This is a genomic window from Mycobacterium heidelbergense (genome assembly GCF_050205645.1).
Taxonomy (GTDB): domain Bacteria; phylum Actinomycetota; class Actinomycetes; order Mycobacteriales; family Mycobacteriaceae; genus Mycobacterium; species Mycobacterium heidelbergense_A.
This window is the reverse complement of the sequence record NZ_JBNMQT010000026.1, coordinates 24,507-50,813: the sequence shown is the minus strand read 5'-3', so window position 1 is coordinate 50,813 and position 26,307 is coordinate 24,507. Positions and strand designations below refer to the sequence as shown.

General features: G+C 66.1%; 28 protein-coding genes. 18 read left to right on the top strand and 10 right to left on the bottom strand.

From position 1 onward, the window contains the following. Positions 1-3: 3 nt before the first annotated feature. The 4 genes from ACQI5H_RS22035 (at position 4) to ACQI5H_RS22020 (ending at position 3,728) form a co-directional block, all read left to right on the top strand. On the top strand, positions 4-888 hold the full coding sequence (locus ACQI5H_RS22035; RefSeq protein ID WP_427081411.1) for an LLM class F420-dependent oxidoreductase: 885 nt from the start codon (positions 4-6) through the stop codon (positions 886-888). Continuing rightward, positions 885-1,355 (top strand): nuclear transport factor 2 family protein, encoded by a 471-nt coding sequence (locus ACQI5H_RS22030; protein WP_427081410.1) that lies wholly within the window; start codon positions 885-887, stop codon positions 1,353-1,355. The genes ACQI5H_RS22035 and ACQI5H_RS22030 overlap by 4 nt, the downstream gene beginning before the upstream one ends. Before the next feature lie 223 nt (positions 1,356-1,578). Continuing rightward, positions 1,579-3,378, top strand: a complete 1,800-nt coding sequence (locus ACQI5H_RS22025; RefSeq protein ID WP_427081409.1) for a molybdopterin-dependent oxidoreductase — start codon at positions 1,579-1,581, stop codon at positions 3,376-3,378. A gap of 113 nt (positions 3,379-3,491) precedes the next feature. Beyond that, positions 3,492-3,728, top strand: coding sequence for a LapA family protein (locus ACQI5H_RS22020; RefSeq protein WP_427081408.1), 237 nt, complete (start codon positions 3,492-3,494; stop codon positions 3,726-3,728). Between the two features lie 3 nt (positions 3,729-3,731). Here the strand turns inward: ACQI5H_RS22020 and ACQI5H_RS22015 are convergent, their stop codons facing one another. Next, positions 3,732-4,289, bottom strand: a complete 558-nt coding sequence (locus tag ACQI5H_RS22015; RefSeq protein WP_427081407.1) for a hypothetical protein — start codon at positions 4,287-4,289, stop codon at positions 3,732-3,734. 187 nt (positions 4,290-4,476) lie between these two features. Between ACQI5H_RS22015 and ACQI5H_RS22010 the strand changes: the two genes are divergently transcribed. After that, positions 4,477-6,249, top strand: coding sequence for a DUF4407 domain-containing protein (locus ACQI5H_RS22010; RefSeq protein ID WP_427081406.1), 1,773 nt, complete (start codon positions 4,477-4,479; stop codon positions 6,247-6,249). Positions 6,250-6,256: 7 nt separating this feature from the next. Here the strand turns inward: ACQI5H_RS22010 and ACQI5H_RS22005 are convergent, their stop codons facing one another. Further along, positions 6,257-7,465: a cytochrome P450 gene (locus tag ACQI5H_RS22005; protein ID WP_427081405.1), complete on the bottom strand. Its 1,209-nt coding sequence runs from the start codon at positions 7,463-7,465 to the stop codon at positions 6,257-6,259. 192 nt (positions 7,466-7,657) lie between these two features. On the opposite strand from ACQI5H_RS22005, the gene ACQI5H_RS22000 reads away from it, so the two are divergent. Continuing rightward, the gene (locus ACQI5H_RS22000) at positions 7,658-8,203 is read left to right on the top strand and encodes a TetR/AcrR family transcriptional regulator (RefSeq protein WP_427081404.1); all 546 of its coding nucleotides are present in this window, start codon (positions 7,658-7,660) and stop codon (positions 8,201-8,203) included. A gap of 7 nt (positions 8,204-8,210) precedes the next feature. Here the strand turns inward: ACQI5H_RS22000 and ACQI5H_RS21995 are convergent, their stop codons facing one another. Beyond that, a complete protein-coding gene (locus ACQI5H_RS21995; RefSeq protein WP_427081403.1) occupies positions 8,211-9,020 on the bottom strand; it encodes a DAPG hydrolase family protein in 810 nt (269 codons plus the stop codon). Further along, complete coding sequence (locus ACQI5H_RS21990) at positions 9,020-10,360, bottom strand: FAD-binding oxidoreductase (RefSeq protein ID WP_427081402.1); 1,341 nt, start codon at positions 10,358-10,360, stop codon at positions 9,020-9,022. Before ACQI5H_RS21990 ends, ACQI5H_RS21995 begins: the two co-directional genes overlap by 1 nt. 66 nt (positions 10,361-10,426) lie before the next feature. Between ACQI5H_RS21990 and ACQI5H_RS21985 the strand changes: the two genes are divergently transcribed. Next, positions 10,427-11,173, top strand: coding sequence for an IclR family transcriptional regulator (locus ACQI5H_RS21985; protein ID WP_427081401.1), 747 nt, complete (start codon positions 10,427-10,429; stop codon positions 11,171-11,173). A gap of 236 nt (positions 11,174-11,409) precedes the next feature. Here the strand turns inward: ACQI5H_RS21985 and ACQI5H_RS21980 are convergent, their stop codons facing one another. The 4 genes from ACQI5H_RS21980 to ACQI5H_RS21965 all read right to left on the bottom strand — a co-directional run bounded on the left by ACQI5H_RS21980 (position 11,410) and on the right by ACQI5H_RS21965 (position 13,977). Then, entirely contained in the window at positions 11,410-11,700 is a 291-nt protein-coding gene (locus tag ACQI5H_RS21980; RefSeq protein ID WP_427081400.1) for an ANTAR domain-containing protein, read from the bottom strand. 231 nt (positions 11,701-11,931) lie between these two features. Further along, on the bottom strand, positions 11,932-12,345 hold the full coding sequence (locus ACQI5H_RS21975) for a DUF302 domain-containing protein (RefSeq protein ID WP_427081399.1): 414 nt from the start codon (positions 12,343-12,345) through the stop codon (positions 11,932-11,934). A 42-nt stretch (positions 12,346-12,387) separates the two neighbouring features. Then, positions 12,388-12,657 (bottom strand): metal-sensitive transcriptional regulator, encoded by a 270-nt coding sequence (locus tag ACQI5H_RS21970; protein ID WP_427081421.1) that lies wholly within the window; start codon positions 12,655-12,657, stop codon positions 12,388-12,390. 99 nt (positions 12,658-12,756) lie between these two features. After that, on the bottom strand, positions 12,757-13,977 hold the full coding sequence (locus tag ACQI5H_RS21965; RefSeq protein ID WP_427081398.1) for a CaiB/BaiF CoA transferase family protein: 1,221 nt from the start codon (positions 13,975-13,977) through the stop codon (positions 12,757-12,759). Between the two features lie 196 nt (positions 13,978-14,173). On the opposite strand from ACQI5H_RS21965, the gene ACQI5H_RS21960 reads away from it, so the two are divergent. From ACQI5H_RS21960 to ACQI5H_RS21925, 8 genes are read left to right on the top strand one after another with little or no spacing between them, the layout of a single operon-like run. Beyond that, a complete protein-coding gene (locus tag ACQI5H_RS21960) occupies positions 14,174-15,037 on the top strand; it encodes a mycofactocin-coupled SDR family oxidoreductase (protein ID WP_427081397.1) in 864 nt (287 codons plus the stop codon). Between the two features lie 46 nt (positions 15,038-15,083). Then, complete coding sequence (locus ACQI5H_RS21955) at positions 15,084-16,082, top strand: thiamine pyrophosphate-dependent dehydrogenase E1 component subunit alpha (RefSeq protein ID WP_427081396.1); 999 nt, start codon at positions 15,084-15,086, stop codon at positions 16,080-16,082. 19 nt (positions 16,083-16,101) lie between these two features. Then, positions 16,102-17,100 (top strand): alpha-ketoacid dehydrogenase subunit beta, encoded by a 999-nt coding sequence (locus tag ACQI5H_RS21950; RefSeq protein WP_427081420.1) that lies wholly within the window; start codon positions 16,102-16,104, stop codon positions 17,098-17,100. Continuing rightward, the gene (locus tag ACQI5H_RS21945) at positions 17,093-17,344 is read left to right on the top strand and encodes a lipoyl domain-containing protein (protein ID WP_427081395.1); all 252 of its coding nucleotides are present in this window, start codon (positions 17,093-17,095) and stop codon (positions 17,342-17,344) included. The genes ACQI5H_RS21950 and ACQI5H_RS21945 overlap by 8 nt, the downstream gene beginning before the upstream one ends. A gap of 5 nt (positions 17,345-17,349) precedes the next feature. After that, positions 17,350-18,222, top strand: coding sequence for an enoyl-CoA hydratase/isomerase family protein (locus tag ACQI5H_RS21940; protein WP_427081394.1), 873 nt, complete (start codon positions 17,350-17,352; stop codon positions 18,220-18,222). An 18-nt stretch (positions 18,223-18,240) separates the two neighbouring features. Next, positions 18,241-19,779 (top strand): acyl-CoA synthetase, encoded by a 1,539-nt coding sequence (locus ACQI5H_RS21935; RefSeq protein WP_427081393.1) that lies wholly within the window; start codon positions 18,241-18,243, stop codon positions 19,777-19,779. Positions 19,780-19,792: 13 nt separating this feature from the next. Next, on the top strand, positions 19,793-21,157 hold the full coding sequence (locus ACQI5H_RS21930) for an aromatic ring-hydroxylating oxygenase subunit alpha (protein WP_427081392.1): 1,365 nt from the start codon (positions 19,793-19,795) through the stop codon (positions 21,155-21,157). After that, positions 21,154-22,854: an FAD-binding protein gene (locus tag ACQI5H_RS21925; protein ID WP_427081391.1), complete on the top strand. Its 1,701-nt coding sequence runs from the start codon at positions 21,154-21,156 to the stop codon at positions 22,852-22,854. The genes ACQI5H_RS21930 and ACQI5H_RS21925 overlap by 4 nt, the downstream gene beginning before the upstream one ends. 64 nt (positions 22,855-22,918) lie before the next feature. Here ACQI5H_RS21925 and ACQI5H_RS21920 read toward each other — a convergent pair whose 3' ends face one another. Next, a complete protein-coding gene (locus ACQI5H_RS21920) occupies positions 22,919-23,767 on the bottom strand; it encodes an enoyl-CoA hydratase-related protein (protein ID WP_427081390.1) in 849 nt (282 codons plus the stop codon). A 75-nt stretch (positions 23,768-23,842) separates the two neighbouring features. Between ACQI5H_RS21920 and ACQI5H_RS21915 the strand changes: the two genes are divergently transcribed. The 3 genes from ACQI5H_RS21915 to ACQI5H_RS21905 are packed head-to-tail and all read left to right on the top strand — an operon-like array spanning position 23,843 to position 25,749. After that, positions 23,843-24,697, top strand: a complete 855-nt coding sequence (locus ACQI5H_RS21915) for an SH3-like domain-containing protein (RefSeq protein WP_427081389.1) — start codon at positions 23,843-23,845, stop codon at positions 24,695-24,697. Positions 24,698-24,741: 44 nt separating this feature from the next. Beyond that, positions 24,742-25,401 carry a thiocyanate hydrolase subunit gamma gene (scnC, locus tag ACQI5H_RS21910; protein ID WP_427081419.1) on the top strand — a complete coding sequence of 220 codons (660 nt, stop codon included), beginning with the start codon at positions 24,742-24,744 and terminating at the stop codon, positions 25,399-25,401. Positions 25,402-25,407: 6 nt separating this feature from the next. Continuing rightward, entirely contained in the window at positions 25,408-25,749 is a 342-nt protein-coding gene (locus ACQI5H_RS21905; protein ID WP_427081388.1) for a thiocyanate hydrolase, read from the top strand. Between the two features lie 4 nt (positions 25,750-25,753). Here ACQI5H_RS21905 and ACQI5H_RS21900 read toward each other — a convergent pair whose 3' ends face one another. Beyond that, positions 25,754-26,299, bottom strand: coding sequence for a class I SAM-dependent methyltransferase (locus ACQI5H_RS21900; protein ID WP_427081387.1), 546 nt, complete (start codon positions 26,297-26,299; stop codon positions 25,754-25,756). Positions 26,300-26,307: the final 8 nt, after the last annotated feature.

Sequence of the window (26,307 nt, the reverse complement as noted above, 5' to 3'; positions counted from 1 at the left end):
GCCATGAAGGTTTCCGTCGTCGCCCCGGTCGCCGACGGCGTCACCGCGGATCCGCGTTGGATGGTGAGCTTTGCGAGCCACCTCGAGCGGTGCGGGTTCGAATCGATCGTCGTTGTGGAGCACACGGTCCTGGCCACCCGGTACGACAGCGTTTATCCGTACGACAATTCGGGACGAGTCGGGCTGGCGGCCGACTGCCCCATCCCCGACCCCCTCGACCTATTGGCGTTTCTCGCCGGCCACACCAGCCGGCTGGGGTTGGCCACCGGGGTTTTGGTGCTGCCCAACCACCATCCGGTGGTGCTCGCCAAACGCGCCGCGACCGTCGACGCGCTCTCGGGTGGAAGGCTGCGGCTGTGCGTCGGCGTCGGCTGGCTTCGCGAAGAGCTCGAGGCATGCGGAGCGGATTTCGACAGCCGGGGCCGACGCGCCGACGAACAGCTGGCCGTGTTGCGCGCGCTGTGGGCCGACCAGCCCGGGGGCGCGTCCTATCACGGCGATTTCTTCGGCTTCGACGATGTCATGTGCTACCCCAAACCCATTGCCGGCGAACGGCTCCCGATTCATATCGGGGGGCACAGCCGCGCGGCCGCGCGGCGCGCCGGACGCTTCGGCGACGGCTTTCAGCCGCTCGGCGTGACAGGCCCGAAACTGGCGGCGCTGATCACACTGATGCGCGAGGAAGCGTCGTCGCTGGGCCGTGATCCGGCGGGCCTCGAAGTCTCGTTGGGCCACGCCGTCACCAAGATCGACGCCGACCGCGCGGGCAGCCTGATCGATCAGGGCGCGGATCGCATCGTGTTGTCGATGCCGCCGACTTCCACTATCGAAGAGGCCCAAGACATCCTGTCGGCCTGCGCGCAACGGCTGTCCCTGATCCCGTCATGACCCTTTCAGCGGACGACCGAGCCGGCCTCAGCGACTTGGTGCACCGGTACGCCGCCGGGGTGGACGATCGTCAATTCGCCTCTGTCGCTGGACTGTTCACCACGAACGGCGAGCTGGCCGTGCCGGATCCGCCAGCCTCACTGGAGCCGATACATTCGCACCGGGGTCAGCAGGAGATCACCGCGGCAGTCGGCGCGGTCGCCGCGGTCGCGCGTACCGAGCACGCGATCATCGGCGAGGTGTACGACGAGATCGCTCAACCGGGCTGCGCGCGGGGGCGCATTACCTGCATCGCGCATCACTGGACCCAACGCTCCGACGAGGTCGTCGACGTGGTCTGGCATCTGCGCTACGACGACGACTACGAGTTGACCGACGGGGGTTGGCGCATCGGCCGCAGGGCGCTGACGATCAACGCCATCGAAACGCGGCCGGTGCGCCAATTGCGGCCGCGCGACTCGGCCTAACGCCACCTGGCAGAAGACTTTGCCCAAACTCACAGCGGCCCCCAAGGAACCGCGTTTGCGGCGAAATTAGGCCATTCACTCGGTAGTTGCGGAGACCCCGACCCGTGCTGAGGCGGATTTTGCCCCCCAGCAACTATTGCCGACGGCCGCAAGGACCGGGGCGGGCGTGTTTCGTCCCGATCGAGGCCGATTAGTACAAGCGCCTTGGGGTAATTTCGGCCGCGTGACGAATACCGATCATCGGGCAGCGCACGACGGCTCTGTATCGACACTGACCGCGGGCACGCCGCTGACGTCAATCCCCGACTACCGCAACGAGATTCATACCGCCGAGGACACCATCGACGTCGAAGCGTACGGAGGCGGATTCGACCTCACCCGGCGGGCCACCGCTCCAAAGTTGCGCGTCGGCCGCGACAAGTGGTTCAACCTCCTGTGGCTGATCCCCATCGGCTTCGCCCTGCTGGTCGCGGCGGTGGCGATCGGCAAGGGGCTGTACAACACGCCGGCGGTGCACGCGTTCGTCCAGCGCTACCCCGGCGCCGACATCCCCGCCAAGACGCCCGGCGTGCCCGCGTGGCTTGGCTGGACCCACTTCTTCAACCTGTTCATGATGATGTTCATCATCCGGACCGGCATCCAGATTCTCTGTGACCATCCCCGGCTGTATTTCAGCCGCAACGCCACCCCCGGCAAGGACGAGTGGCTGCGAGTGGGCCCGCCGGTACCCGACGACGAGCTGTGGACCGCCAATGCCGACACCGTCGCGTTGCCGCCGCAGCTCGGGCTGCCCGGCTTCCGCCACTCGATCGGGTTGGCCCGCTGGTGGCACCTCGGAATCGACGTGCTGTGGTTGCTCAACGGCGCGGTCTTCTACGTGCTGCTGTTCACCACCGGGCAATGGCGCCACATCGTGCCGACCAGCTGGGACGTCTTTCCCAACGCGTTGTCGGTCGCAATTCAGTACCTGTCGGTGGAGCACTGGCCGGCGGACAACGGATGGGTCGCCTACAACGGCCTGCAGGTGTTGGCGTATTTCACCACCGTGTTCATCGCCGCCCCGGCCGCGCTGATCACCGGGCTGGGGATGTCACCGGCGCTGTCGCAGCGCGTGCACTGGCTCAGCAAGCGACTGAGCATTCAACACGCGCGATCGCTGCACTTCCTGGTGCTGGTGTATTTCCTGTTCTTCATCGTCGTGCACGTGACGCTGGTGTTCGCGACCAGCGCACTGAAAAACCTCAACCACATGTTCGCCGCCCGCGACGACAACAGCTGGATGGGTTTCTGGATCTTCGCCGCGGCGATGGTGGTGACCGCCGTCGCCTGGGTGTGGGCCACCCCGTTCACCATCAAGCACCCACGCGTCGTCCAGCGGGTCGGTTACGCGCTGGTCGGCCCGTTCCAGCGGATACTCGAGCAGCTCGACCCCAAGCCCGGTGCTTTCACCGAAGAAGACATCTCGCCACACCACTGGCGCAATGGCCGGCTGCCCGAGACCGTCGAGTACAAAGAGTTGGAGGCCAACGACTTTCGTGATTGGCGCCTCAAGGTTTATGGGCTCGTCGAGCATCCGACCGAGTTCTCACTGGACGACTTGAAGGCGCTGCCCTATCACGACCAGATCAGCCAGCATTTCTGCATCCAGGCCTGGTCCGGCGTGGCCAAGTGGGGCGGCGTACAGATGCAGACCATCATGGACATCGTCAAACCGTTGCCCGAGGCCAAATGGGTGGTGTTCTATTCGATGGGACTCGGCGCCACCGGCGGTATTTACTACAACGCCCATCACATCGGCCAGATGGATCATCACATGACGATGCTGGCCTACAACATGAACGACCAACCGCTCCCCTACATGCACGGCAAACCGCTGCGGCTGCGCAACGAATTGCAGCACGGCTTCAAGCTGGTGAAGTGGATCAAAGGCATCGAGTTCGTCGCCGACTACTCCGATATCGGTAGTGGTTATGGCGGCTACAGCGAAGACCACAAGTATTTCGGGCGTCACCAGACGCTCTAGGGCACAACGGCGCCGGCTTTCCGAAGTCGTTTGGCGGGAAGGTTTTTCGGGTAGCTCGTGAAAAGGAGCTGCCCGGGCCAGCTGCGTGATGCCAGACAGCAGAGGAGGAGCTGATGAGGCACGTCTCGCGCGACCTTTTCGGCCATGGTCGTACCACCGGGCGAGTCGCGGTTGCGGCCGCGGTGCTTGCGTTGGTGGTCTGTGTGGCCAATTTTGCTTTGGGTCACGTCAATGCCGGCATCGACGCGGCAATCGTGGGGCTGCTCGCCCTGGGCGCCGGTCTGGATTGGCTTGCCATGGACCGCAGGCGGATACGACAAGCCGAGCGCGAATCGCTCGTCGGCCGGTAGGCGCTAGGGCCACGACTCGTTCAGCTGGCGGGCGACATCGATGATTTGTGCCGCTTGGGACTGAGGCTTGTCGATTTCTTCGGCGACGTACAGCGCGACGAAGCGCCGGATCTCACCGTCGACGCCGGCAAGGATGCGCAATATCTCGCCGCGGAAGGATTTGGACGACACGTTCACGGTGATGTCGGACGGCCGCGGTTTCGCGACGTCGACGATCAGCAGCAGCGGCTCGGCGGCTCGTGCCGTGGCGCGCAACGCGATGTCTCCGGAGACCACAAACCGCTGCTTGTCGAGCCGTAGGTCGAGGAGGAGATCGATCGAGAGCGGGATGTGTATGACGAACGTGATGCTGTCACCCAGGCGGCGCGTGACGCGCGGGTCATGGATTTTTACGTTGGCGCTGACCTTGGCAATGCCGCCGGGGCCCTGGGCAATCGGCTCCATGGCGAACTCGCTCCCCGCGATGTCGGCAAACGCGTTTGCGACCCGCTCGGGGGTCACGGCGACCTCGAAGAACCTGCGGCCGAACTCTTCGTAGGTGACATAATCGTGGTTCTGCATAGGCTTATACCGTCTCACGTCACCTGCCGAAACGGCCGCTGATCTGCACGCGTCGCAGGAATTTCGCACCGGATGACCTGATCCCCACCTGATCCCGTTGTGAACAACACCACAGCCGGTCGCTTCGATTCGGTGTGTCGCCCGGCGGCCTGGGACCCTGGAGGACTTGGAGGTGTTTTTCAGTCTTATGAGCGCCCACGAAGTTACCGAGCCGCGCTCGGCCATGTCCCCGGTCGGGGCACTGTTCACCTGGCTTGGCGGCGGACACTGGCGCGAACTCGCCGAACGTCACGAGCGGTCCACCCATGCCGTCGCCGGCGCCGTCGTCCTGTTCGGGTCCGCGCTGGCGTGGCTGGTGGCGACCTTGGCCGTTTCGGAGTCGGCGCGCTGGCCGCTGCTTGTCATCGTGCCGCTGACGCTCGTCTTCGGCCTGCTGGTCGGCGCAGTGACGCGGGGAACCACCAGCGGGCCCGACCGTGGCCGGCCAGGCATTGCCGGACGCGCAGCCGTCGCAGTGGCGGTCGGCGCGGTCGTCGGCGAACTTGCCGCGCTGGTGGTGTTCTCCGCCTCGATCGAGCATCGCCTCGACGAGCGGGCCCTGCGCGGCGCCGACTCGTCGCCCGCGGTCGCGCCAGCCTCGGCATCGCTTCGACAGACGCGGGATGCGCGCGCCGCGCTCGACAGCGCGGTCGAACAGGCCCGCCTGCATCAGGACCAGGCCTTGGTGGTCGCACGCTGCGAATACAACCCCACGCCCGCGTGCCCACAGACGCGAATCACCGGAGTTCCCGGTGCCGGGCCCGAAACACGCACGGCCAACCAACTTCTCGCCGATGCGCAGCATGAGCTGGACACCGCGCTGGCGGCTCGTGACCGCCAGGCCCCGGAGCTGGACGCCAAAGTCTCCCGCGAGGAGCAGGCGCTGACCGAGGCACGCCAAAGCGTGGTCGCGGACGCCGGCCGAGGGCTCGGCGCACGCTGGGTCGCGATGAACGACCTCACATTCGCCAGCACCGGGGCACTGATGCTGCGGCTACTGACGATCGCGTTCTTCGTGCTGATCTACCTGCTGCCGCTGATCCTGCGGCTATGGCGTGGCGAGACGACTCAGGATCGGCACGCCTCGGCGCGCGCGGAGCGCGAACGCGCCGAACTCGACGCGGATACCGCGATCGCGGTCAAGCGGGCAGAGGTTCGCCGCGAGGCCGAAATCCTCTGGGCCGAGCACCAACTCACCCAGGCCCGCCTCGCTGTGGAGGCTCAGGCCGAAATCGACCGCGAGCAGCAACGCCGCCGGGTCGCGGAGGCCCTTGAGGCGCCCCTGCGCGCGTCGGCGCAGCGTACCTTCGAGCCCGTGGAGGAAGACATGTACCTGCCGATCGCCGCGGAAGCGGAAGCGGCCAGCCGAGCGCTCGCCCAATTGCCCGCCGGCGCACAGGATCACCGCGCGCAGGGCGTCGAGAGCCTGCCGGTGCAGATCGAACCGAGCGGCGAGGTCGAAGCCGACGATGAGCGCGGTGCACCGTTGATCCCGTCGATTCCGGACGCGACCAAAGCCGCGGCGCGCTGGATTCGCCCGCTGGTGCCGCCGTTCGTTGCGCGGGTGATCGACAACACCACCCAGCCGCTGCGTACCGCCCGCCAGGTGTTCGAAGAGGTCGAGGAGATCACGTTCTCGCTCAAGCGGACTCGCAAGATCACGGTCGACTCGGAGAGTTCGGACCCCGGCGACCGGCAGCCGGCGGCCGAGCCGTCCCGACGCCGCATTCAATCGTCGCGCGAAGGCCGCGCGGACGATGAGGTACGTCGTCATGAGCACTCATCGCGACCGCTGTCCGGCGGAGACGCGGAGGGTTCGTCACTCACGGAGCGCGACCGCGGGCGGGAGTTGGTGGAGCGAAGAGGACCCCGTCGGCTCCGTGCGCCCGACGGCCCGCGCGAACTGCCGCCCGGGGAATGACCGGCGGTTAGGCGACGGCCAATTCGAGCCGCTCGAGGCGCCGCACCAGGATGCTCGGTAGCCACCGGCCGACGTCGACCACTTGGATCTCCGAGGTGCGATCCAACAGCTGGCGCAACACGATCCGAGCCTCCAGGCGCGCCAGCGCGGCGCCGACGCAGAAGTGTGCTCCCTTCCCAAAGCTGATGTGCCCCTTGGCTTGCGTGCGGTCAAGACGAAAGTCGCCCGGCGTGTCAAAGTGGGCGGGGTCTCTGTTGGCTGCGCCCCATAACAGCAGCAGATGGGAGTCAGCGGGCAGGTCTACACCACCCAGCGTCGTGTCGTAGCGCACGTGCCGGTAATGACCCCGGAACGGCGGTTCGTAGCGCAGCGTCTCTTCGATGAATGCGGTTAGCAGTACCGGGTTTTCGCGCACCTGACGCTGAACCTCAGGCCGCCGCGCCAGCATCCATGCCGCGCTGCCCAGCAACGATGCGGTCGACTCCCCACCTGCGGCGAACAAGATCACCATCATTGCCTGGGCGGTGATCATGTCCAGCTCACCCGAGGCACATGCGGTGGCGAGTTCGCCCAACAGGTTGTCCTGGGGGTCGGCGGCGGCGAGCGCGAATTGGTCGTTGATATAGCCGCTCAGCTCCATGACGGCGCCAGCCGCAGCGGCGAGCTCTTCTTCGCTGACCAGACCTTCGAGCAGCTGGGTGGCCGCGTACCCCCATTTCACCAACCGGTCGACGTCGGCGTCGGGCACCCCGATCAGCTCGGCCACCACCATCATGGGCAGGCGGTTGGCCACGGCGCCCATCCACTCGATGTGCCCATCGCGCAGCGTCTCGTTCCACAACCTCTCCGCGGTGTCCGCGACGAACTGCTCGATGGCGCCGATCCGCCTGGCCGACAGATGGCGCACCAACTGCTTGCGATGCACTGCGTGGGCGGGATCGTCGGCCGTCGCCAGCACGTGTGTCGGATCGCCGAGCGGGGCCATCTCGAAAGGCTTGACGATGCCTTCGGCCGAACACGTCATGGTTGCGGTGAGATTTGCGGAAAAATCCTCCGGACGGCCGATGGCGTCGTTGACTGCATCCCAGTCACACACCGCATAGAACTCGGAGCCCCCGATCCGGTGCACCGGGCCAGCGGCGCGCATGCGCTCATAGAGCGGATACGGATCTTGCAGCGCTTCGGCACTGAAGAAGGCCTCGTCGGCGACTGTCACGCTATCCAGCGTGGTGGCCCGGATATCCGCACGTCAACGCGCTGCGTGAAGTTGACATCCGCTGGCCGGCACCCGCTCATCGGGCCGTCTCAGCACGGTGCCCGGACCTGGGACTACTCTGAGAAAAATAGCGACCCATGTCTCACTCTGAGATTATGATGACTTTGATTCTCTGGCGAAAGGGCGCGCGCAGTGCCGCGTAATGATTGGTTGGTCGGGGGCGATCGCCGCGAGATGGCCGCCGAACGCATCTATGCCGCGGCCACCGACATGATCACGCGCGAAGGCCTGGATGCCTTCGATATCGACAGGTTGGCCAAACGGGTCCACTGTTCTCGGGCCACGGTCTACCGGTACGCCGGCGGAAAGGCCGAGATCCGCGACGCGGTCGTCGTCCGCACCGCCTCCCGCGTCATCGAAACGGTGCGTCAAACCGTCGAAACGATGAGCGGGGCCGAGCGGGTTGTCACCGCGATCACGCTGGCGCTCAAGCTGATCCGAACCGATCCCCTATACCCGCTCATGATCAGCTCGGCCCGAGTCAACGAGATGGAGTGGCTGACCGGATCGCCACTGTTGGGGCGCTTCGCCACCGAACTCACCGGGCTGCCCGACGGCGACGCCCAGGCCGCGCAGTGGGTGGTGCGGGTAGTGCTGTCGCTGATGGAATGGCCCGCCGGCGATGACGAGACGGAACACCAACTGGTGCAACGGTTCGTCGCGCCCGCATTCACCTGAGCAAGGGTCAATCGTTACCCAGGGCGTCGTACAGGTCGGGTAGGAAACCCGCCAGGTGATTCATCTCCTGGGCGCAGTGCACCAGAAGATTGCGAGCGTAGGACTCCGAGTTGCCGAGCACCCGTGACGCGAGCGGACGGACAGCACGCGAGGCCACGCCGGGAGCGTTGCGCACGGCGATGTGCGGCCCGCCCATCCAAAACCGTGACCGCATTTCGGCCCCGCCCTGGGTCGACCGGATCTGATGGACGAACCAGCCCGCGTCCACCGGGGCGTCACCGGACCCCAACCGCGCGCAGATCGACACCGCATCGTCGGTATCGGCGGGCAGGCCCATGGTGGCCGGTGTGACGAATTGAATTGCGGCATTGAGCCTTGCCGAGCCGATGTACTCGCTGATCATCGACCAACGGCCGATGTAGCGCTGCGCGCCCGGACGGCCGGCGTCGCCACCGTCTTTCCATCGAGCCGACAGGTGCGCGCGCGGATGCCACAGTTTGTATCGACGGGTGTCGCAGCCGTGCCAGCCGAACCACCACGCCCACATCGCGGGCGTGACGCCGGGCATGTCGGTGCGCACGGACACCTGCATGCTCCCGTCGTCGAGCACGCCGTAGCCGTTCTCCGTCTGCTGGTAGCCCTCGTCGGCGATGCTCGCCGCGTCTTCGAACGCCAGCAGCGCCGGCCCGGCCTGCGGACCATGATGTAACGCCTCGACGACGTGCGATGGCAGTGTTGCCATCTCGGACTTGAAGAACTTGCCGAACGGCGTCTGGGCGTCGTCACCGCGATAGCCGAGGTAGAGTTCGCCGGCCATCAGACTCGTCCCATCCAGCTGTTGAACAAACCGTCGGGATCGTAGGCGGCGCGCGCCTTGTCCAGGCGAACCATGGCCTCGTCGCTGGCGAACCGGGCCGGTCGCTGGCCCAGGTTTTCGTCGGCAAGCTGAATTCCGGTGGCCAAGTGCGACATCGCCGCCATGTTGGAGCGCGCCCAGTCGCCGTACTTCTCGTCGTCGGATTCGTTCTTCCAAGCGCCGTAGAGCGCCAGATAGACCTCGTCTTCGATGCTGTAGGCCATGTCCGGGCGCCGCGGTGACGGCCCCCAGTTCAGCCACAGGAAGTGCGACGGGTGGTCCGGGATCGTGTCGATGATGTTGCGAATTCCGGGCAGCAGGTCTTCGGCGGAGGCCGATGTCCACATGTTGTCCGCGGTATAGCGATAGTCGGACAGGTAGTTGCTCATCACGGCGTCGTACCAGGTGGGCATATCGGTTGGCATATAAGGTATTTTGACGAGCGCTTTGTCGACGACGGGGACGGTGCCGAAGATCGCCAGCGCCTCCTCCGCTTCCTTTTCGGAGTCGGCGAACGCCGGGGAGGCGAACGTGATGGCCGGGCCGTCCAGGTTCATGCTCGGGACGCTTTTGCTTGCGACGATTTGCATTTCGACGCGTCGGTCGACCTCGGCGCTGACGTTACGGGCCCAGGTATAGATCTCGTCTGCCAGCTCGATCGGGTAGACGTACACGCTCGTACCGCAGGCGGCCGGACGCGGGAAGAGCTTGAGATGGAAGGAGGTAACCACTCCGAAGAAGCCGGGACCCGCCCCGCGTGCGGCCCAGTACAGCTCTGGATGGTTCTCCGCGTCGCAGTGGATCTGTTCGCCGTCCGCGGTGACCACGTCGAGTCCGATCACGTTCTCGCACGCCAAACCCCAGACGCGGCTGTTCCAGCCGTAGCCGCCCTGAAGCAGATAGCCGCCGACGCAGACACCCTTGCAGTGGCCGGCGGGAAAGAACAGATTCTGAGCCTCCAACTCGCCCATGAGCACACTGCCGCCCTTCCCCGGGCCGACGACGGCGGTGGCCTTGTCGGCGTCGATCGTCGCGTGGTCGACGCCTTTCATGTCGAGCAGCAAGGAGCCGTCACGCAGATGGTTGGCCGCCCAGCTGTGCCCACCCGACCGCATGCTGACCTTGAGGCCGTTGGCCCTGGCGTAGCGCAGCGCGCCGACGACGTCGTCGACGCCGGCGGCCACGACGATCACTTCCGGATAGCGCTCGGGAACGCGTTGGTTCCACACGGTGCCGCGGCGAGCGGTTTCGTACCCGTCGTCGCCGCGGAAATAATGCCGACCTGCAGGTAGCGCACTCATCCGGAACTCCTTTGATCCACAATACGGTTCTTTACGATCCGTAATGCGGAACACTATAGTGGAGTGGTGCCGCGCATGGAACAGAAATCTCAGACGAATCGCGACGAGGGCATCCAGGTTCTGCGCCGGGCCGCCGCAGCGCTGGATGAGATCGCCGCGGAGCCCGGACGCCTGCGCCTCGTCGACCTCAGTGAGCGGCTCGGGTTGGCGAAGACGACGGTCCGCCGGTTGCTCATGGGCCTGGTCGAGGTCGGACTGGCCAGCGTCGATTCGCATGGCCGTTTCGCGCTGGGCGAGCGCGTGCTGGGGTTCGGCAGCGCCGCCGGTGAGCGCGTGGCGGCGGTCTTCCGTCCGACCATAGAGCGGGTATCGCGCGCCACCGACGGCGAGACCGTCGACCTGTCGATACTGCGTGGCCAGCGCATGTGGTTCGTCGACCAGATCGAATCGTCACACCGCCTGCGGGCCGTTTCGGCCGTCGGCCTCCGATTCCCGCTAGATGTCACCGCAAACGGAAAGGCGGCCCTCGCCGCCCTCGACGACGCCGACGCCGACAACCTCATCTCCCGGTTCGACCCGGTGGTCGCCGAACGGTTGCGCCGCGAGATCGCCGAGATCCGCCGCACCGGAATCGCTTTCGATCGCGGGGAACACACTCCCGGCATTTCCGCGGCCGCGATCGGACGACGGGCGGTGGGTGACACGGTGGTCGCGATATCCGTGCCGGCACCCACCGAGCGCTTCCTCGAGAAGGAGCAGCGCATTGTCGACGCGTTGCGCACGGCGTCCGGCGCACCGGCCTGGACGCGTTGACGCCGTCAAGGCGCCGACCGGCGAGCATCACCGAGGAAAGTTCACCGCGCGATCGTCGGTGGCGGCAGAAAGTATCGCGCTCTTGCGGTAGTTCCTGATGCGGCGTGACCGCGTAGGCCAGTGCAGCCTCAGCGGGAAAACATCACGCTCCGAGGGCTTTTGACTCGATCGATGAGAGTTGGCAACGGCCGCGGTACCCCCCGGGACCCCGGCCGTGCCAAGTTCCTCATCGCCACTCAACTCATCACCGCAGCCGACTCGGTGAACAGCGGCCCCCACTCGCGACGGGCCGCCGACTGCGCATCGGTGAAGCTGCTCGTCTTCTCGCCATCACCGGCCAGGTGGACCAGCGCCCACGCCATCGCAAACACCGGCACCCGGTGACGCAGTGCCGCGCTGTGCAATTCGTCGAAAGCCGCGTCCGAGCGACACCGGCGGAGTCCGATGAGAATGCCCCGCGCGGTGTCGAGAATGCGACCGGAGTTCGGGCCACACGTAGTCTGGGCGGGGACCCAGTTGGCCATCATGCTGCGGATACCTCCTGTTGACGCTTCACGAAATCCACTACTCGGTGGAGCCAGGATCCCTTGCGAGTCCCCGCAACTCGCGACCCGATCCTTCAAAGGTGCCCTGTGCAATGATTTGTGGATCGACGTTGTTGTGCCAGACCGGCGCCTACATCGATACGCGGTTGTGATCGTGTTGAGATCGATCAGATGCCAAACGCGCGGGCGCAGAACATGATTCGCGTGAGCCTATCAGCTGACCGGCTGATCGTGTTTCAACGAGTCGATTGCCGCTCGCAGCCTGCCCGTAACCTCTTCGGCGACGGGACGCAGCTCCGGCTCGCCGGTGACCTCCACCAGCAGCCCGGGGTTCATCGCTTCGACGAGCACCGTGTCCGCATCATCGGGGTCGGCGCGCACGACGACGTTGCACGGCAGCAGCAGGCCGATCTGGCGATTCGCCTCCACCGCCCGATGCGCCAACGGCGGGTTGCAGGCGCCGAGGATCAGGTAGTTCTCCATGTCCTCGCCAAGTTTGGCTTTCAGCGTGGCCTTCATGTCGATCTCGGTCAATACGCCAAACCCTTGCTCCGCGAGCGCCTCACGAGTCCGCGCGACCGCGTCTTCGAAAGAGGCGCGCAGCGGTGTTGAGATCGCGATGTCCATTCGACTTTCCCTTTCTGTTCGAACAAGCTGCCCGCACGCGCCTTAGGCGAGCGCCAGGAACAGCTTCTCCAGCTCGGCTTCGCTCATGGGTGCCGCGCCGTCGACGGTGGTACCCGCGACACAGTCCTTCAACCCGGTGGCCACGATCTTGAACCCGGCCCGGTCGAGGGCTCGCGACACCGCGGCGAGCTGGGTAACGACGTCCTTGCAATCGCGGCCCTGCTCGATCATCGAGATCACCCCGGCAAGCTGTCCCTGAGCGCGGCGCAGCCGGTTGAGCACCGCCGCGATGCTGTCCTGATCGCCGACCACTGGATCCTCCGTTTCGTTCGACACGCGGTACCCCTGGGGGTATACGCCCAACCACTACTATACCCCGTGGGGTATCAAAATCAAGGGCGGTCGCCGGCCTCACAGAATGGCTCTGAGGTCCTTTGCCTTGGCGATGTCGTCCCAGTCGACGTCTAGCTCGAGCAGGATTTCCTCGGTGTGCTGCCCATGCTCTGGAGCACGCGCCGGCCCCGGCGGGGTTTCGTCGAATTGGACGGGTGCAGCGACGATCCGGTATTTCTCGCCGTGGTCGTCGACGTTGGTCACCACGTATCCGTTGGGTTCGACTTGCGGGTCGTTGAGGGTCTCCCGCGGTGTGGCCAGCGCCGCCCACACCCCCGGCTCGTCGGCCAGCACCTTCTGCCAGTGCGCGAGGTCATGGGCGGCGAACGTCTCGGCGACGATCTCGGTCGCCGCGGCCGCATTGGCGATCAGATTGCTCGACGGCACGAAGCGCTCGTCGGTGGCCAACTCCGGCAGACCGATCCGCTCGCAGAATCCAGCCCAGAATTTGTCGGGCTGCAAGAAGACAAGCTGAATCCATCTGCCGTCCTTGGTCTTGTACCGATTCACGAGCGGATTGATGGCCAGCCCCGGCGGCGCGCCCGGAATGCCGTCGATGTCGAAGAAATCGGCCGCGCAAATCGCCGGCGCGATGGCCCACATCGCCTGGGCCAGCAGCGAAGAGTCGACGATCGTCGGCTCACCGGTTCGCTCCCGGTGGAACAACGCGGCGCACACGCCCCCGGCCAGGGTCGCCCCGCCCTGCAGATCCCCAAAACCGGGGCCCTGGACGGCGGGCGTTTCGGACCCGAACGGCGTCAACGTGTACGCGACCCCGCCCCGTGCCAGATAGGTGGCGGCGTCGAAACCGCCGCGATCCCGGTCCGGGCCGCGCACCCCGAGGCCGGTCCCCCGCGCGATGATTATCTTCGGGTTGAACGCGCGGATGTCCTCGACGGTGAGCCTGGCCCGTTCGAGCGCCGCCGGCAGCCAATTGGTCAGGAAGACGTCCGCACTGGCCAACAGCCGGCCGAACAACTCCCGCCCGGTGTCGGATTTGATGTCGATGGCGATGCTGCGCTTGCCGCGGTTGCCCAGCTCGAGGATGAAGTCGGCGTCCGGGCGGGCCGCTTCGCGGGTGAAGCCACCGACGACCAGCGCCCGTCCCGGATCCCCGGACGCGACGCCTTCCACCTTGATCACGTCGGCGCCCCAATCCGCCAGGGCGGCACCGGCCGACGGCACGTACGTCCACGAGGCCAATTCGACGACCCGGACCCCACTCAGCACGCCTGACATCGCCGATCCCCTCAGCCGCCACCATTTCTTGCTATTTTAGATATTCTAGCTACTCTAAGGGATACTGAGAGCCCGGCTGCAGCCACGCGCAGTTTTACGTGGAAGAGATGCGATGGAGCCGACCATTGACCCGATCCGAACGGCTTTGGGCCCCAACGTGGGTCGCTGACATAGGCGCGGGGATAGAGGACGGGCGATGGGCAGGGTAGCGGGCAAGGTGGCCGTGATCAGTGGCGCCGCGCGCGGTCAAGGGCGTTCGCATGCGCGGATGCTGGCCGCGGAGGGCGCGGACATCATCGCGGTGGATCTGTGTGCGGACATCGAAACCAACGAGTACCCCCTGGCGCGGCCCGAGGATCTGGAAGAGACGGCGCGACTGGTCGAGAAGGAGGGGCAGCGGGCGTTCACGGCGGTCGCCGATGTTCGCGACCGGGTGGCGCTGGCCGCGGCGATCGACGAAGGTGTCGCGGAGTTCGGGCATCTCGACATCGTGGTGGCCAACGCCGGCATCTGTCCGCTCACCGCGGGATTACCGCCGCAGGCCTTCGCCGACGCGGTGGACGTGGACCTGCTCGGCGTGCTCAACCTGGTGCACGCGAGCCTCAAACATCTTGAGGCCGGGGCGTCGATCATCGTGATCGGGTCCAATGCCGCATTCATGTCGTCGATGAACACCAGCGGGATCGACGGCGGTCCCGGCGGGGCCGGGTATGCCTTCGCCAAACTCGCTGCCGCGCATTACGTCAACGACTTCGCCCTGGCGCTGGCGAAGTTCTCGATCCGGATGAACGCCGTGCACCCGACGAATGTCAATACCGATATGTTGCACAGCGCGCCGATGTACCGGGCCTTCCGGCCCGACTTGAAGGAACCGACGCGCGAGGACGCCGAACCGGTTTTCCCGGTGGTCCAAGCGATGCCGATCCCCTATGTCGAACCCGAGGACATCAGCGAGGCGGTGGTGTTCCTCGCCTCCGACGCGGCACGCTACATCACCGGACAGCAGCTGCGGGTGGACGGCGGCGGCTTCCTCAAGGTCAAGCCCTGGTCCGGTGCGTGACCGCGGTGGGATCACCAATCGGACTGCCCCACAAGGGAATTACGCGATGACCGACGAACGCCCCGCAGCAGTGCCTAAGGACCTGCAACGCCGCCTCTACCAGCTGATGGTGCTGATGAAGGCCGCCGACGACCGGCTTTCCAAGGGCATCGGCACCGGCGAGTTCATGTGCGTGTATTGGCCCTCGCGCGGCCAGGAGGCGATCGCCGCCGCCATGGGGGTCGCGCTACGAGGCGACGACCAGCTGGTGACCACGTATCGGGGGCTGCATGACCTCATCGGCAAGGGGGTTCCGCTCGAGGAGATCTACGGCGAGATGATGGGCCGGACCGTCGGCGCCAGCCGCGGCAAGGGCGGCACCATGCACATCGCCAAACCCGCCAACGGCGTGATGCTCTCGACCGGGATCGTCGGAGCCGGGCCGCCGGTGGCTGTGGGACTGGCGATGGCCGCCAAACGCAAGGGCATCGACCGCGTCACGGTGGTCAGCTTCGGCGACGGGGCCACCAACACCGGCTCGTTTCACGAGGCCGCGAACATGGCCGCGTTGTGGGACTTGCCGTTGGTGTTCGTGTGCCAGAACAACCTCTATGCCGAGATGACGCCGACCGCCGACACCATGAAGCTCGAGCGCGTCGCCGATCGGGCCGCCGGCTACGGCATGCCCGGCATCCGGGTGGACGGCAACGACCCGCTGGCGGTGAAATCCGCTCTTGACGACGCGCTGCGGCGGGCGCGCGACGGTGCCGGCCCCACCTTCATCGAGTGCGTGACGTTCCGCTTTCGCGGCCACTACTTCGGCGATCGGATGCCGTACATCCCCAAGGAGCAACTGGCGGAGGCGATGGCGGCCGACCCGGTGCCACGGTTCCGCAGCCACCTCGCCGAAGCCGGCATCTGCACCGAGGACGAGCTCGACCGCATCGACACCGAAGCCCTCGCGACCGTGGAGGCCGCGTTGAAAACCGTTATGGGCGCGGAATCCCCGTCGAGCGACGAACTAGCCAAAGACGTGTACGCAACCCCGATCAAGTTTCCGGTGTGAGGTCATGGGCGACGAGGTCATGCAAGAAAAAGAGATGACGATGCGCGAGGCGCTGAACCTCGCGCTGGACGAGGCGCTGGCGACCGATGACCGAGTCTTCTTGCTGGGCGAGGACATTGCCGATCCCGGGGCGTCCGGCCCGACCGCCGGGCTGTCGACGAAGTACGGCCACGACCGGGTCCTGGACACACCGATATCGGAAGCCGCGATCGTCGGCGCGGCGATCGGCGCCGCGATCGACGGGCTGCTGCCGGTGGCCGAGATCATGATCATGGACTTCATCGGCATCGCGGCCGACCAGCTGATCAACAACGCCGCCAAACTGCGATTCATGACCGGCGGCCGCACGACCGCGCCGATCACCATCCGCACCCAGGTGTACGCGGGACTGGCCACCGGCGCCACCCATTCCCAGAGCCTGGAGGCGTGGTTCATGCACATCCCCGGGATGAAGGTGATCGTGCCCTCCACCCCCCGCGACGGCAAGGGCCTGCTGACTTCGGCGATCTTCGACGAGGACCCCTGCCTGTTCGTCGAGACGATCCGCCTGCAGGGCAAGAAGGGGCCCGTTCCCGTAGAGCCCGGGTTCTCGATTCCGCTCGGCCAGGCCGACATCAAGCGACCGGGCTCCGACGTGAGTCTGATCGCCTACGGCCGCGCAGTACACGAGGCGCTGGCGGCGGCGGACACGCTGGCCGGGCAGGGCGTCAGCGCGGCGGTCGTCGACTTGCGCACCCTCGTTCCCCTCGACGTCGAGACGATCGTCGATTCCGCCCGCCGCACCCGGCGAGCCGTAATCATCCACGACGCAGTGCAATTCGCCGGGCCGGGAGCGGAAATCGCCGCGATACTGCAATCGGAGCTGTTCGGCGAGCTGGCCGCGCCCGTCGAGCGGGTCGGCGCCAGGTTCGTCCCCAACCCGGCCGCGGCCGAGCTCGAGGCGCAGGTGTATCCGTCGCCCGCCCGGATCGTCGCGGCCGCGCAGCGAACACTGGACAGGGCGGAAGCGCGTGGCTGACTTCGTCATTCGCATCCCACGAGTATCGGTGGCCGTCTCGGAAGCCGAGCTGACCGACTTCCTGGTCGATGCCGGCGAGCATGTCGAAGAGGGCACCCCGATCTACGTGATCGCCACCGAAAAGGTGGAACAGGAAATCGAAGCTGGGGCGTCGGGCACCGTGCGGTGGACGGGCCAGCTCGGCACCACCTACGACATCGGCGCCGAAATCGGCGTCATCACTTCTCCGCACAGCGAAAGGTAAGACGCATGGACCTCAACGAGACCCGCGAGAGAATCATCTACGAAAAGGAAGGACCCATCGCACGGGTGACGCTGAACTGGCCCGAGAAGGCCAACGCCCAGGACCAGAAGCTGGCCGAGGAAGTCGACGCGGCACTGCTGGACGCGGACCGCGACTACGACATCAAGGTGCTGATCCTCAAGGCCAACGGCAAGGGTTTCTGCTCGGGACACGCCATCGGCAACAACGCGGTCGACTACCCGGAGTTCGTCGAGGGCGCCAAGGTCATGGGCACCCCGTGGAAGCCGCAGACCGACCTGTTCGTCAAGCCCATCCTGAATCTCTGGGAGTTCTCCAAGCCGACCATCGCGGCCGTGCACGGCTACTGCGTCGGCGGCGGCACCCACTACGGGCTGACCACCGACATCGTGATCGCCGCCGAGGACGCCTACTTCTCCTACCCGCCGCTGCAGGGCTTCGGCATGCCGTCGGGCGAATGTTCGATCGAGCCCTGGGTCTTCATGAACTGGCGTCGCGCGGCCTACTACCTCTACCTCGCCGAGGTCATCGACGCCAAGAAGGCGCTGGAGGTCGGCCTGGTCAACGAGGTGGTTCCGAACGACCAGCTGGAGGCGCGTGCCGACGCCATCGCGCGCCACATCGCGCAGGCGCCGCTGACGACGCTGTTGGCGACCAAGGCCAACCTCAAGCGGGCCTGGGAGCTGATGGGCATGCGGGTGCACTGGCAAAGCTCCAACGACCTCGTCGCGCTGGCGTCGATCAGCAAGGATGTGCAGGAGCTGATACAGCAGGTGTTCAAGGACAAGGTGCTGCCGTCCGAGCAGGCCCGGCGCCAGGCCGCGGCGGCCGCGTCGACCGACGGCGCCGCGACCACGTAAACCGTTCGGGGTCCGCTGGTGAACATCGCCGATCACGCGATCGCTGCCGCCGAGGCGCCGGCCTTGATCATGGCCGGCGGCCGCACGATCTCGTTCGGCGAGCTGCACGCCCGCAGCCTCCGGGTCGCCGCGATGCTGCGCGACGCCGGGCTGCGCCGCGGCGACGGGGTGGCCCTGGTCCTGCCGAATCGGCCCGAGTTCTTCGAAATCACCTGGGGCTGCCAGCTTTCCGGGCTCTACTACACGCCGGTCAACACCCACTTCACCGCCGAAGAAGTCTCCTACGTCATCGACGATTCCGACGCGAAAGCGGTCTTCGTCGACGCCTCGATGGGCGAACTCGCGGCTCACGTCCGCGACGTCAATGGCGCGGTCGACGTCCGCCTGGCCGTCGGCGGCGCCATGCCGTCCGGCTGGCGGGCCTATGAGGACGCGCTGACCGCGGCCGGTGATCCGCCGCCGCTGGCGGACGGCTCCGAGATGCTCTACTCGTCGGGCACCACGGGACGGCCCAAGGCCGTTCGCCGCCCGCTCCCGGACGACGGCAACGGCTCGTGGGCCCAGTCGGTGCTGGAGCTGGCGCTCACCCACAAGTACGGGATGGACCGATCGAGCGTGTACCTCTCCCCCGCGCCGCTCTACCACGCCGCCGGGGTGAACTACACCATGGCGGTCCATCGGGTGGGCGCCGCGGCGATCGTCATGGCGAAATTCGACGCCGAGACCGTTTTACGACTGATCGAGACGCACGGCGTCACCCACGCGCAGTTCGTGCCGACGATGTTCGTGCGGATGCTCAAGCTGCCCAGGGCCGTCCGCGACAAATACGACGTCTCCAGCCTGCGGTGTGTCATCCACGCGGCGGCCCCGTGCCCGGTGGACGTCAAGCATCAAATGATGAAGTGGCTCGGGCCCATCATCCACGAATACTACGGGGGCACTGAGGGATTCGCCGGCACCACGATCGGCCCCGAGGAGTGGCTGGCCCACCCCGGCTCGGTGGGCATACCGATGGCGCCGGTGCACGTCCTCGACGAGGACGGCCGGGAGCTTCCCACCGGGCAGCCTGGAGAGCTTTACTTCGAAGGTGGACCCGATTTCGAGTACTTCAAGGATCCCGCCAAGACCGCGTCGGTGTCCAACGACCGCGGCTGGCGCTCCCTGGGCGACATGGGCTACGTCGACGAGGACGGGTACATGTACCTGACCGACCGATCGACGTTCATGATCGTTTCCGGCGGGGTGAACATCTACCCGCAGGAGGCGGAGAACGTCCTGGTGATGCATCCGAAACTGGTCGATGCGGCGGTATTCGGCGTTCCCAACGACGAGTTCGGTGAAGAGGTCAAGGCCGTCGTACAACCGGCCGAAGGCGTTGCGCCCGGGCCCGACCTCGAGGCGGAGCTCATCGAATACTGCCGGGCACACCTGGCCGGCTACAAATGCCCGCGCACAGTCGAATTCGAGCCCGAATTGCCCCGGGACCCGAACGGAAAGCTCTACAAAAGGCGTATCCGGGAACGCTATTGGCAGGGGCGGGTATCGCGGATCCTATGAACGAGGGAACGAAATGGTGAGCACCAATGTGCACTGGACGTCGCTCCCGGTGCCGTGGGCGGTGGAGACGGTCGACCGGATTCCCAAGCAGCGGTACTACGATCCGGAGTTCTACGCGCTGGAGAAGGAGATGTTCTGGCCGCGCGTATGGCAGATGGCCTGCCGGCTGGAGGAGATCCCCAAACCCGGCGACTTCGTGGAGTACGAGATTCTCGACGAGTCGATCATCGTGGTGCGGGTCGACGCCCAGAACGTCCGCGCGTACCACAACGCGTGCCGTCACCGCGGGGTAAAGCTGGTGGAGGGCAACGGAAATCGGCGTACCTTCGTCTGCCCGTTCCACGGCTGGTGCTGGGGCATCGACGGCCGCAACACGTTCGTGCTGCGACCCGAGGAGTTCGCCGAGGAAAACCTGCGCCCGCACGACCTGCAACTCGTTCCCGTCAGGTGCGAGCTTTGGGGTGGCTGCGCCTGGATCAACCTCGACGACGACGCGCCCGCGTCGCGTGACTGCATGGAGCCGTTCGCCTCGATCTATGACGCCTGGAAGGTGGAATCGCTACGCGTCGAGTGGTGGCAATCGTGCCGGCTGCCGGTGAATTGGAAACTCGCGACCGCGGCGTTCATGGAGGGCTACCACGTTCCGCAGACGCACCCGCAGCTGTTGCCCTCGGCGCAGACCGGCAGCCCATCCGAAGCGGTGCACCCGGTTGTCGCCAGCAGCCTGTACTTCATGCGCACCCTCGGCGACGGCATGGGCGGCATGACCCATGAGAACGACATCCGCATCGCCGAAGGGCTGCAGACCATCGCGCTGCCGTCCGATCCGGCCGAGGCGATGACCGCCTGGCGCACCGCACTCAACGACGCCGTCGTCAGCTGGCATCGGGCCCGCGGCAGCGACATGCCGGACCTCAACGACCTGATTCGCCGCGGGATCACCGACGCGATCGGCTTCTGCTTCCCGCACCACTTCATCCTGCCCACCTACAGCAGCGCCTCGTCGTACCGGATCCGCCCGCTGGGCCCCGAGGAAACGCTGTTCGAGATCTGGTCGCTGACCCGTCTGCCCGCGGACCAGTCCGCGGGCAAACCGACACCACCCGAGCCGATGGCGCCCGACGATCCGCGCTGGCCACCGATCCCCGCCCAGGACTTCTCGAACCTGCCGCGGCAGCAAAAAGGGCTGCACTCCAAGGGATTCGAATACATGCGGCTGTCGAATCGGATCGAGGGATTGATCTCGAATTTCGAGCGCGTCGTCGACGGCTTCCTCGCCGGCCTGCCGTACGAGTCGCTGGTACCCGCGATTCAGAAGACCAACACCACCATTGACGTTCCCGTCGCCGATCTCGGCTTCACCTCCGAGGCACGATGACGACGCGGTGGGATCGCTCCGTCGACCTGCTCATCGCCGGTAGCGGCGGCGGTGGCATGGTCGCCGGGCTGGCCGCGCTCGACTGTGGGCTCGAGCCGCTGATCGTCGAGAAGCAGGCCCTGGTCGGCGGTTCGACCGGGCTTTCGGGCGGCATCGTGTGGATGCCGAACAACCCGCTGATGCGGGCCGACGGAATCGCCGATTCGCACGAGGCCGGGTTGGCCTATCTGGCCGACGTGGTTGGCGACATCGGTGCGGCGTCCTCGCCCGCGCGTCGCGAAGTCTTTCTCACCGCTGGCTTCGAAATGATCAATTTCCTTGTTCGCAAAGGGGTTCGGCTGATCCGATGCGCCGGCTGGAGCGACTACTACCCAAACCATAAGGGCGGCAACGAGTCCGGCCGCGCGGTCGAAGGAATTCCCTTCGACGCCGCCGAACTCGGCAGCTGGCACGACAAGGTGCAGCCGCCGTTGGCCAAGAACTACGGGTATGTGGTGCTGACCAACGAACTGCGCTCGGTTCAGTATTTCAACCGTTCGCCGCGCGCGTTCGCGGTGGCGACGAAGGTGTTCCTGCGCACCGCATCGGCGCGGATGCGTCGGCGCCAGATCCTGACCAACGGCGCCTCGCTGATCGCCCAGATGTTGAAGACGCTGATCGATCTTGGCGACGGCGAGCCTCCGCTGTGGACCGATGCCGCGATGGAGGACCTCGTCGTCGAAGACGGCCGGGTCGTCGGTGCCCGCGTCCGCCACGGCGGCGAGACGCTGAACATCGAGGCGCGCAAGGGTGTGCTGCTGGCCGCCGGCGGCTTTGGCCACAACAAGGAGATGCGACGCAAATACAGCGGAGACCAGCCGAACGAGGCGCAGTGGTCGATCGCCAACGCCGGGGACACCGGCGAGGTGCTGCAGACGGCGATGCGCCTGGGTGCCAAAACCGATCTACTCGACGAAGCATGGTGGCTACCTTCGGTTTTCATCGCCAACGGTGGCGCCGCCGCGGCGTCACTCGGCTCGGGAAGACAGCGGCCCGGGGCCATCTACGTCGACTCCACGGGCCGGCGATTCTGCAACGAGTCGAACTCCTACGTCGAGGTCGGTAAGGCGATGTATGCCAACAAGGCGGTGCCGTGCTGGATGATCTTCGACGAGGGCTATGTCCGCCGATACGTCACCAGCAGCAATCCCCTCAAACGCAACCGGCAGCTGCCCCCCGAGCTGATCGAGGGCGGCGCGGTGAAGCGGGCCGACACCATCGGCGACCTGGCCCGTGAAATCGACCTTCCCGCAGACGAATTGGCGAGCACCGTCGCGCGGTTCAACCAGTTCGCCGCCAAGGGGCTCGACCCCGACTTCGGCCGGGGGCAATCGGCCTACAACGACTGCCTCGGCGATCCCGGCTACCGTCCGAACGCCGCCGTCGGCCCGCTCGACCGCGCGCCTTACTACGCCACCAGGGTGTTGCCGGCTGACGTCGGGACGTGCGGGGGTGTGATCACCAACGAATACGCGCAGGTCCTCGACGAACAGGACCGGGTGATCGAGGGCCTGTACGCCACCGGCAATACCACCGCCACGGTGATGGGCCGGACGTATCCGGGCGCCGGCGCGAGCATCGCCAACACGATGGTGTTCGGTTACGTCGCGGCGCGCCATGCCGCGGGCCGCAAGATCGCCGGCGAGATGAGCCGCTAGCTCTTGCCTCTCTCGCCCGACTGTGACTGTGCCGTCACGCTCGGCCTCGAATGTGACTGCAGCGTCACGTTGGCGGTGAGTCCGCCTCGTCGCGGCCGACGAATTCGCGCGGCTTCATGCCCGACTGCTTGAGCTCGGCCCGTCGCGCCTGAACATCGGACGCCGCGCCGACCATGTTGGTCAGGATGTGGCTGACCTGCAGGTGCACCCGCATGCCCATCAGCTCCCAGGCCCGCTTGACGTTGCTCTTCACCGCCATCAGCGTGGTCAACGGGATTTGAGCGATCTTGCGCGCCATCTCCTCGACGGTCGCCTCGAGGTCTTCGCGCGGCACCACCTTGTTGAGCAGGCCCCAATCCAGGGCCTGCTGCGCGGACAGCGTTGGCGCCAGCAACAACCAGTCCATGGTCCGGTGCCAGTTCATCATCAACCAGGGCTCGATCATGGTGTGGCCGCCGGGTTCCCCGAGGCTTTGGGCCAGCGGCATCTGGAAATACGCGTCCTCGGACGCCACGCAGAAATCGGTCAGCAGTCCGAGGTAAATCCCGCCGCCCATGCAATAACCGTGGATCTGCGAGATCGTCGGCTTGGGGAATTCCCACAAATACAGCGTCGGCCACAGGAACAGGTCCGCGGTGCCTTTGTAGAGGTCCTCGAACGTATTTCCGAAATCCGGGTACGGGTTCTCGTCCGGACCCCAGCGAGCCACGTGGCCCCCGCAGAAGCCCTTGCCGTTGGCCTTGAGGATGACGACCTTGATCTCCTTGTCGCGGTCGGCCTCGTGCAGGCAACTGTCGACTTCGGTGACCAGTACGGCATCTTTGGTGTTGGCCTTCTCGGCCCGATTCAGAATGATCCGGGCGATCGGCGGTTCGCGTTCGTAAATGACCGCTTCGAGCTCGCGCCGCTCCATCTTCGTGACAGTACCGGACACGGGGATTCGCTTAGCGGTTGCGCGATCTCGCCGCTAGGAGTGAGCATGTAGGCCATGACGACTCCGTCGGACCGGGTAGCCCGTCTCGACCTTGTTGCCCGGCTCAAATCCTCGTATCCAGAACTTCCCGATGCGCCCACGCCCGACCTGATCGACCACGCGCGGTTCGACGCGTACACCAAGACCCCGCACGACGTCGGCGGCGAACCGGATGCCCCGATCCCGTGGGAAAACAAGCAATACGAGGCATGGGAAGAGAACACGTACGTCATGTGCGAGGTTCTCGGCTGGCGCGGAATCTGGCTGTCGGAGGAACGCCGCCGGATGGGCAACGTCGACCTGGGTCGCACGATCTATCTCGGACTGCCCTATTACGGGCGCTGGCTGCTGGCCGTCGCGCGCATCCTCGTCGAGAAGCATCACATCGGCCTGACCGAGCTGGCCGAACGGATGGCCGAGGTGAAGGCGCGGTATCAAGGCGGCCTGCAGGGAAAGACCCTCGAGGCCAAGCCGAAGCTCGAAGGCGATCCGTCCAACGTCGACCGCAACCGTCACCACACGCACGCGGTCGGCAAGGGCGACCCCCAGGTGTACGCGGGACAAGCGGGTGAACCGAAGTTCCGGGTGGGCGACAAGGTCGTCGTTCGGGACCTGCCCATCCTGTTCTATACCCGCACCCAGGAGTATGTGCGCGGCGCCAAGGGCGAGATCGCTGTCGTCTCCTACGAGAGCCCTGCGGCCGAGGATGAAACTTGGGATGCGCCCGACCAGAAGCCCGAATGGTTTTACATCGTTCGGTTCAACCTCGCCGAGCTGTGGCAGGGCTATACCGGGCCGGACAACGACACGGTGCAGACAGAAATCCCCGAGCGGTGGCTCGAAGCGGCCGGCGAAAGGACCTCAGCGTGACCGCAGACGATCACGATCACGATCACGACCGTACCGCCGCACCGATGGTGGATGAGATCACCGACTTCGAAGTACTCGAGATCGCCCTTCGCGAATTATGTATCGAGAAGGGGATTTTCACCGCAGAGGATCATCGCCGCTTCACCGAATTCGCCGAGCAGATCGGCCCGACGCCCGCCGCTCACCTGGTGGCCCGGGCATGGCTCGACCCTGACTTCAAGAAACTGGCCCTCTCCGATCCGCTTGCGGCCAGTAAGGAAGTCGGTGTCGACTGGCTGCAACCGACGGGTTTTGGAACACCGAGTGACTTCACGGCCTTTCACGTCCTCGAAGACACGCCCACCCTGCACCATGTCATCGTGTGCACGTTGTGCTCGTGCTATCCGCGTCCCATTCTTGGCAATTCACCCGAGTGGTACCGCACGCCCAACTTCCGCCGCCGCATCGTGCGCTGGCCGCGAGAAGTGCTGGCAGAGTTCGGGCTGTACCTCCCGGAAGAGGTAGAGATTCGCGTGGAGGATTCCAACCAGAAGCACCGTTTCATGGTGTTGCCCGTCCGTCCCGAGGGAACCGAGGGCTGGACCGAAGACCAGCTCGCGGAAATCGTCACCCGCGATTGCCTGATCGGGGTCGCGTTGCCCAAAGCGGGGGTGACCACCAACGTCGTCACCGACACCCGCCCGGCCATCCATCCCGTGGACTAGCGACAGATGAGCACGTCGATCGCACCGCTGTCCAAAATCGTTGAACGAAACCAGGTCTGGAGCCGCATGGCGGCCAAGCACGGCGTCGATAACCCCGTACCGCCGTGGAAGACAAGCCTCGACGGTATGTGCGATGCGCTCGATCAAAGTGCTTGCGGCCCAGAAATACTCAACTTCGTCGATCGGCGTGACGAAGAGGACGCGTTGTCGGCAACCGTCTACTCGAATCTGCCCTACCCCGAGAATCGGCTGGTTGCGCTGGCGTACTCGCTCGTGGCGCGTGGCATCATCGACGAGGCGGAGCTCGAAGAGCGAATGGCGGCGGTGCGGGCCAGGCTGGAAACCTGAATCGTTAAGCGCGCGCCAGTAGCCAGGCGCAGCCCTCCCCTTCGCCGGCGGCCACCAGGTCGAGTGCGGCGAACGCGGCGGGCAGCTCGCCTGCCGCCGCACGGAACGGCCCGGGCTCGGCCCCGACTTCGCTGAGCACCGCAATCGCGAGTAATCCGCCGGGCGCAAGCCGCCCGATCATCGCCGCGTCCAGGCGGCGGTCGCGGAATTTGTGGCAGAGGACGACGTCGACGGGCGGGCCGTCCGGCAGACCCTCGTCGAGATCGACGACATCGAACCGGCAGCGGTCGGCGACGCCGCTGCACTCGGCCAGATCCCGCGCCTGGGCGATGGCCACCGGAGAGACGTCCAGCCCCCAGACGGTCAACCCTCGGCGGGCCAGCCAGACCGCGCCGAGCCCCTGGCCGCATGCCACGTCGAGGGCGCGGCCCGCGGTCGGGAATGCCTCGGCATAGCCGGTGAACACGCCGGGCGGGTCATCCGCCCCGGCGCCCGCCGGGCCCTGAGTCGTGTACCGCTGATCCCAGCGGTGGCGGTCCTCCCGCGTCACAGGCGCCA

Bases quoted from the DNA above. Each gene is read 5' to 3' on its own strand.
- ACQI5H_RS22030 (WP_427081410.1), top strand. From the start codon at position 885: ATGACCCTTTCAGCGGACGACCGAGCCGGCCTCAGCGACTTGGTGCAC.
- ACQI5H_RS21965 (WP_427081398.1), bottom strand. From the start codon at position 13,977: ATGTCAGGCGTGCTGAGTGGGGTCCGGGTCGTCGAATTGGCCTCGTGG.
- ACQI5H_RS21960 (WP_427081397.1), top strand. From the start codon at position 14,174: ATGGGCAGGGTAGCGGGCAAGGTGGCCGTGATCAGTGGCGCCGCGCGC.
- ACQI5H_RS21975 (WP_427081399.1), bottom strand. From the start codon at position 12,345: ATGGACATCGCGATCTCAACACCGCTGCGCGCCTCTTTCGAAGACGCG.
- ACQI5H_RS22015 (WP_427081407.1), bottom strand. From the start codon at position 4,289: ATGCAGAACCACGATTATGTCACCTACGAAGAGTTCGGCCGCAGGTTC.
- ACQI5H_RS22035 (WP_427081411.1), top strand. From the start codon at position 4: ATGAAGGTTTCCGTCGTCGCCCCGGTCGCCGACGGCGTCACCGCGGAT.
- ACQI5H_RS21930 (WP_427081392.1), top strand. From the start codon at position 19,793: ATGGTGAGCACCAATGTGCACTGGACGTCGCTCCCGGTGCCGTGGGCG.
- ACQI5H_RS21915 (WP_427081389.1), top strand. From the start codon at position 23,843: ATGACGACTCCGTCGGACCGGGTAGCCCGTCTCGACCTTGTTGCCCGG.
- ACQI5H_RS21980 (WP_427081400.1), bottom strand. From the start codon at position 11,700: ATGATGGCCAACTGGGTCCCCGCCCAGACTACGTGTGGCCCGAACTCC.
- ACQI5H_RS21990 (WP_427081402.1), bottom strand. From the start codon at position 10,360: ATGAGTGCGCTACCTGCAGGTCGGCATTATTTCCGCGGCGACGACGGG.
- ACQI5H_RS22020 (WP_427081408.1), top strand. From the start codon at position 3,492: ATGAGGCACGTCTCGCGCGACCTTTTCGGCCATGGTCGTACCACCGGG.
- ACQI5H_RS22010 (WP_427081406.1), top strand. From the start codon at position 4,477: ATGAGCGCCCACGAAGTTACCGAGCCGCGCTCGGCCATGTCCCCGGTC.
- ACQI5H_RS21950 (WP_427081420.1), top strand. From the start codon at position 16,102: ATGCAAGAAAAAGAGATGACGATGCGCGAGGCGCTGAACCTCGCGCTG.
- ACQI5H_RS21905 (WP_427081388.1), top strand. From the start codon at position 25,408: ATGAGCACGTCGATCGCACCGCTGTCCAAAATCGTTGAACGAAACCAG.
- ACQI5H_RS21940 (WP_427081394.1), top strand. From the start codon at position 17,350: ATGGACCTCAACGAGACCCGCGAGAGAATCATCTACGAAAAGGAAGGA.
- ACQI5H_RS21925 (WP_427081391.1), top strand. From the start codon at position 21,154: ATGACGACGCGGTGGGATCGCTCCGTCGACCTGCTCATCGCCGGTAGC.
- ACQI5H_RS21955 (WP_427081396.1), top strand. From the start codon at position 15,084: ATGACCGACGAACGCCCCGCAGCAGTGCCTAAGGACCTGCAACGCCGC.
- ACQI5H_RS21995 (WP_427081403.1), bottom strand. From the start codon at position 9,020: ATGGCCGGCGAACTCTACCTCGGCTATCGCGGTGACGACGCCCAGACG.
- scnC (WP_427081419.1), top strand. From the start codon at position 24,742: ATGGTGGATGAGATCACCGACTTCGAAGTACTCGAGATCGCCCTTCGC.
- ACQI5H_RS21920 (WP_427081390.1), bottom strand. From the start codon at position 23,767: ATGGAGCGGCGCGAGCTCGAAGCGGTCATTTACGAACGCGAACCGCCG.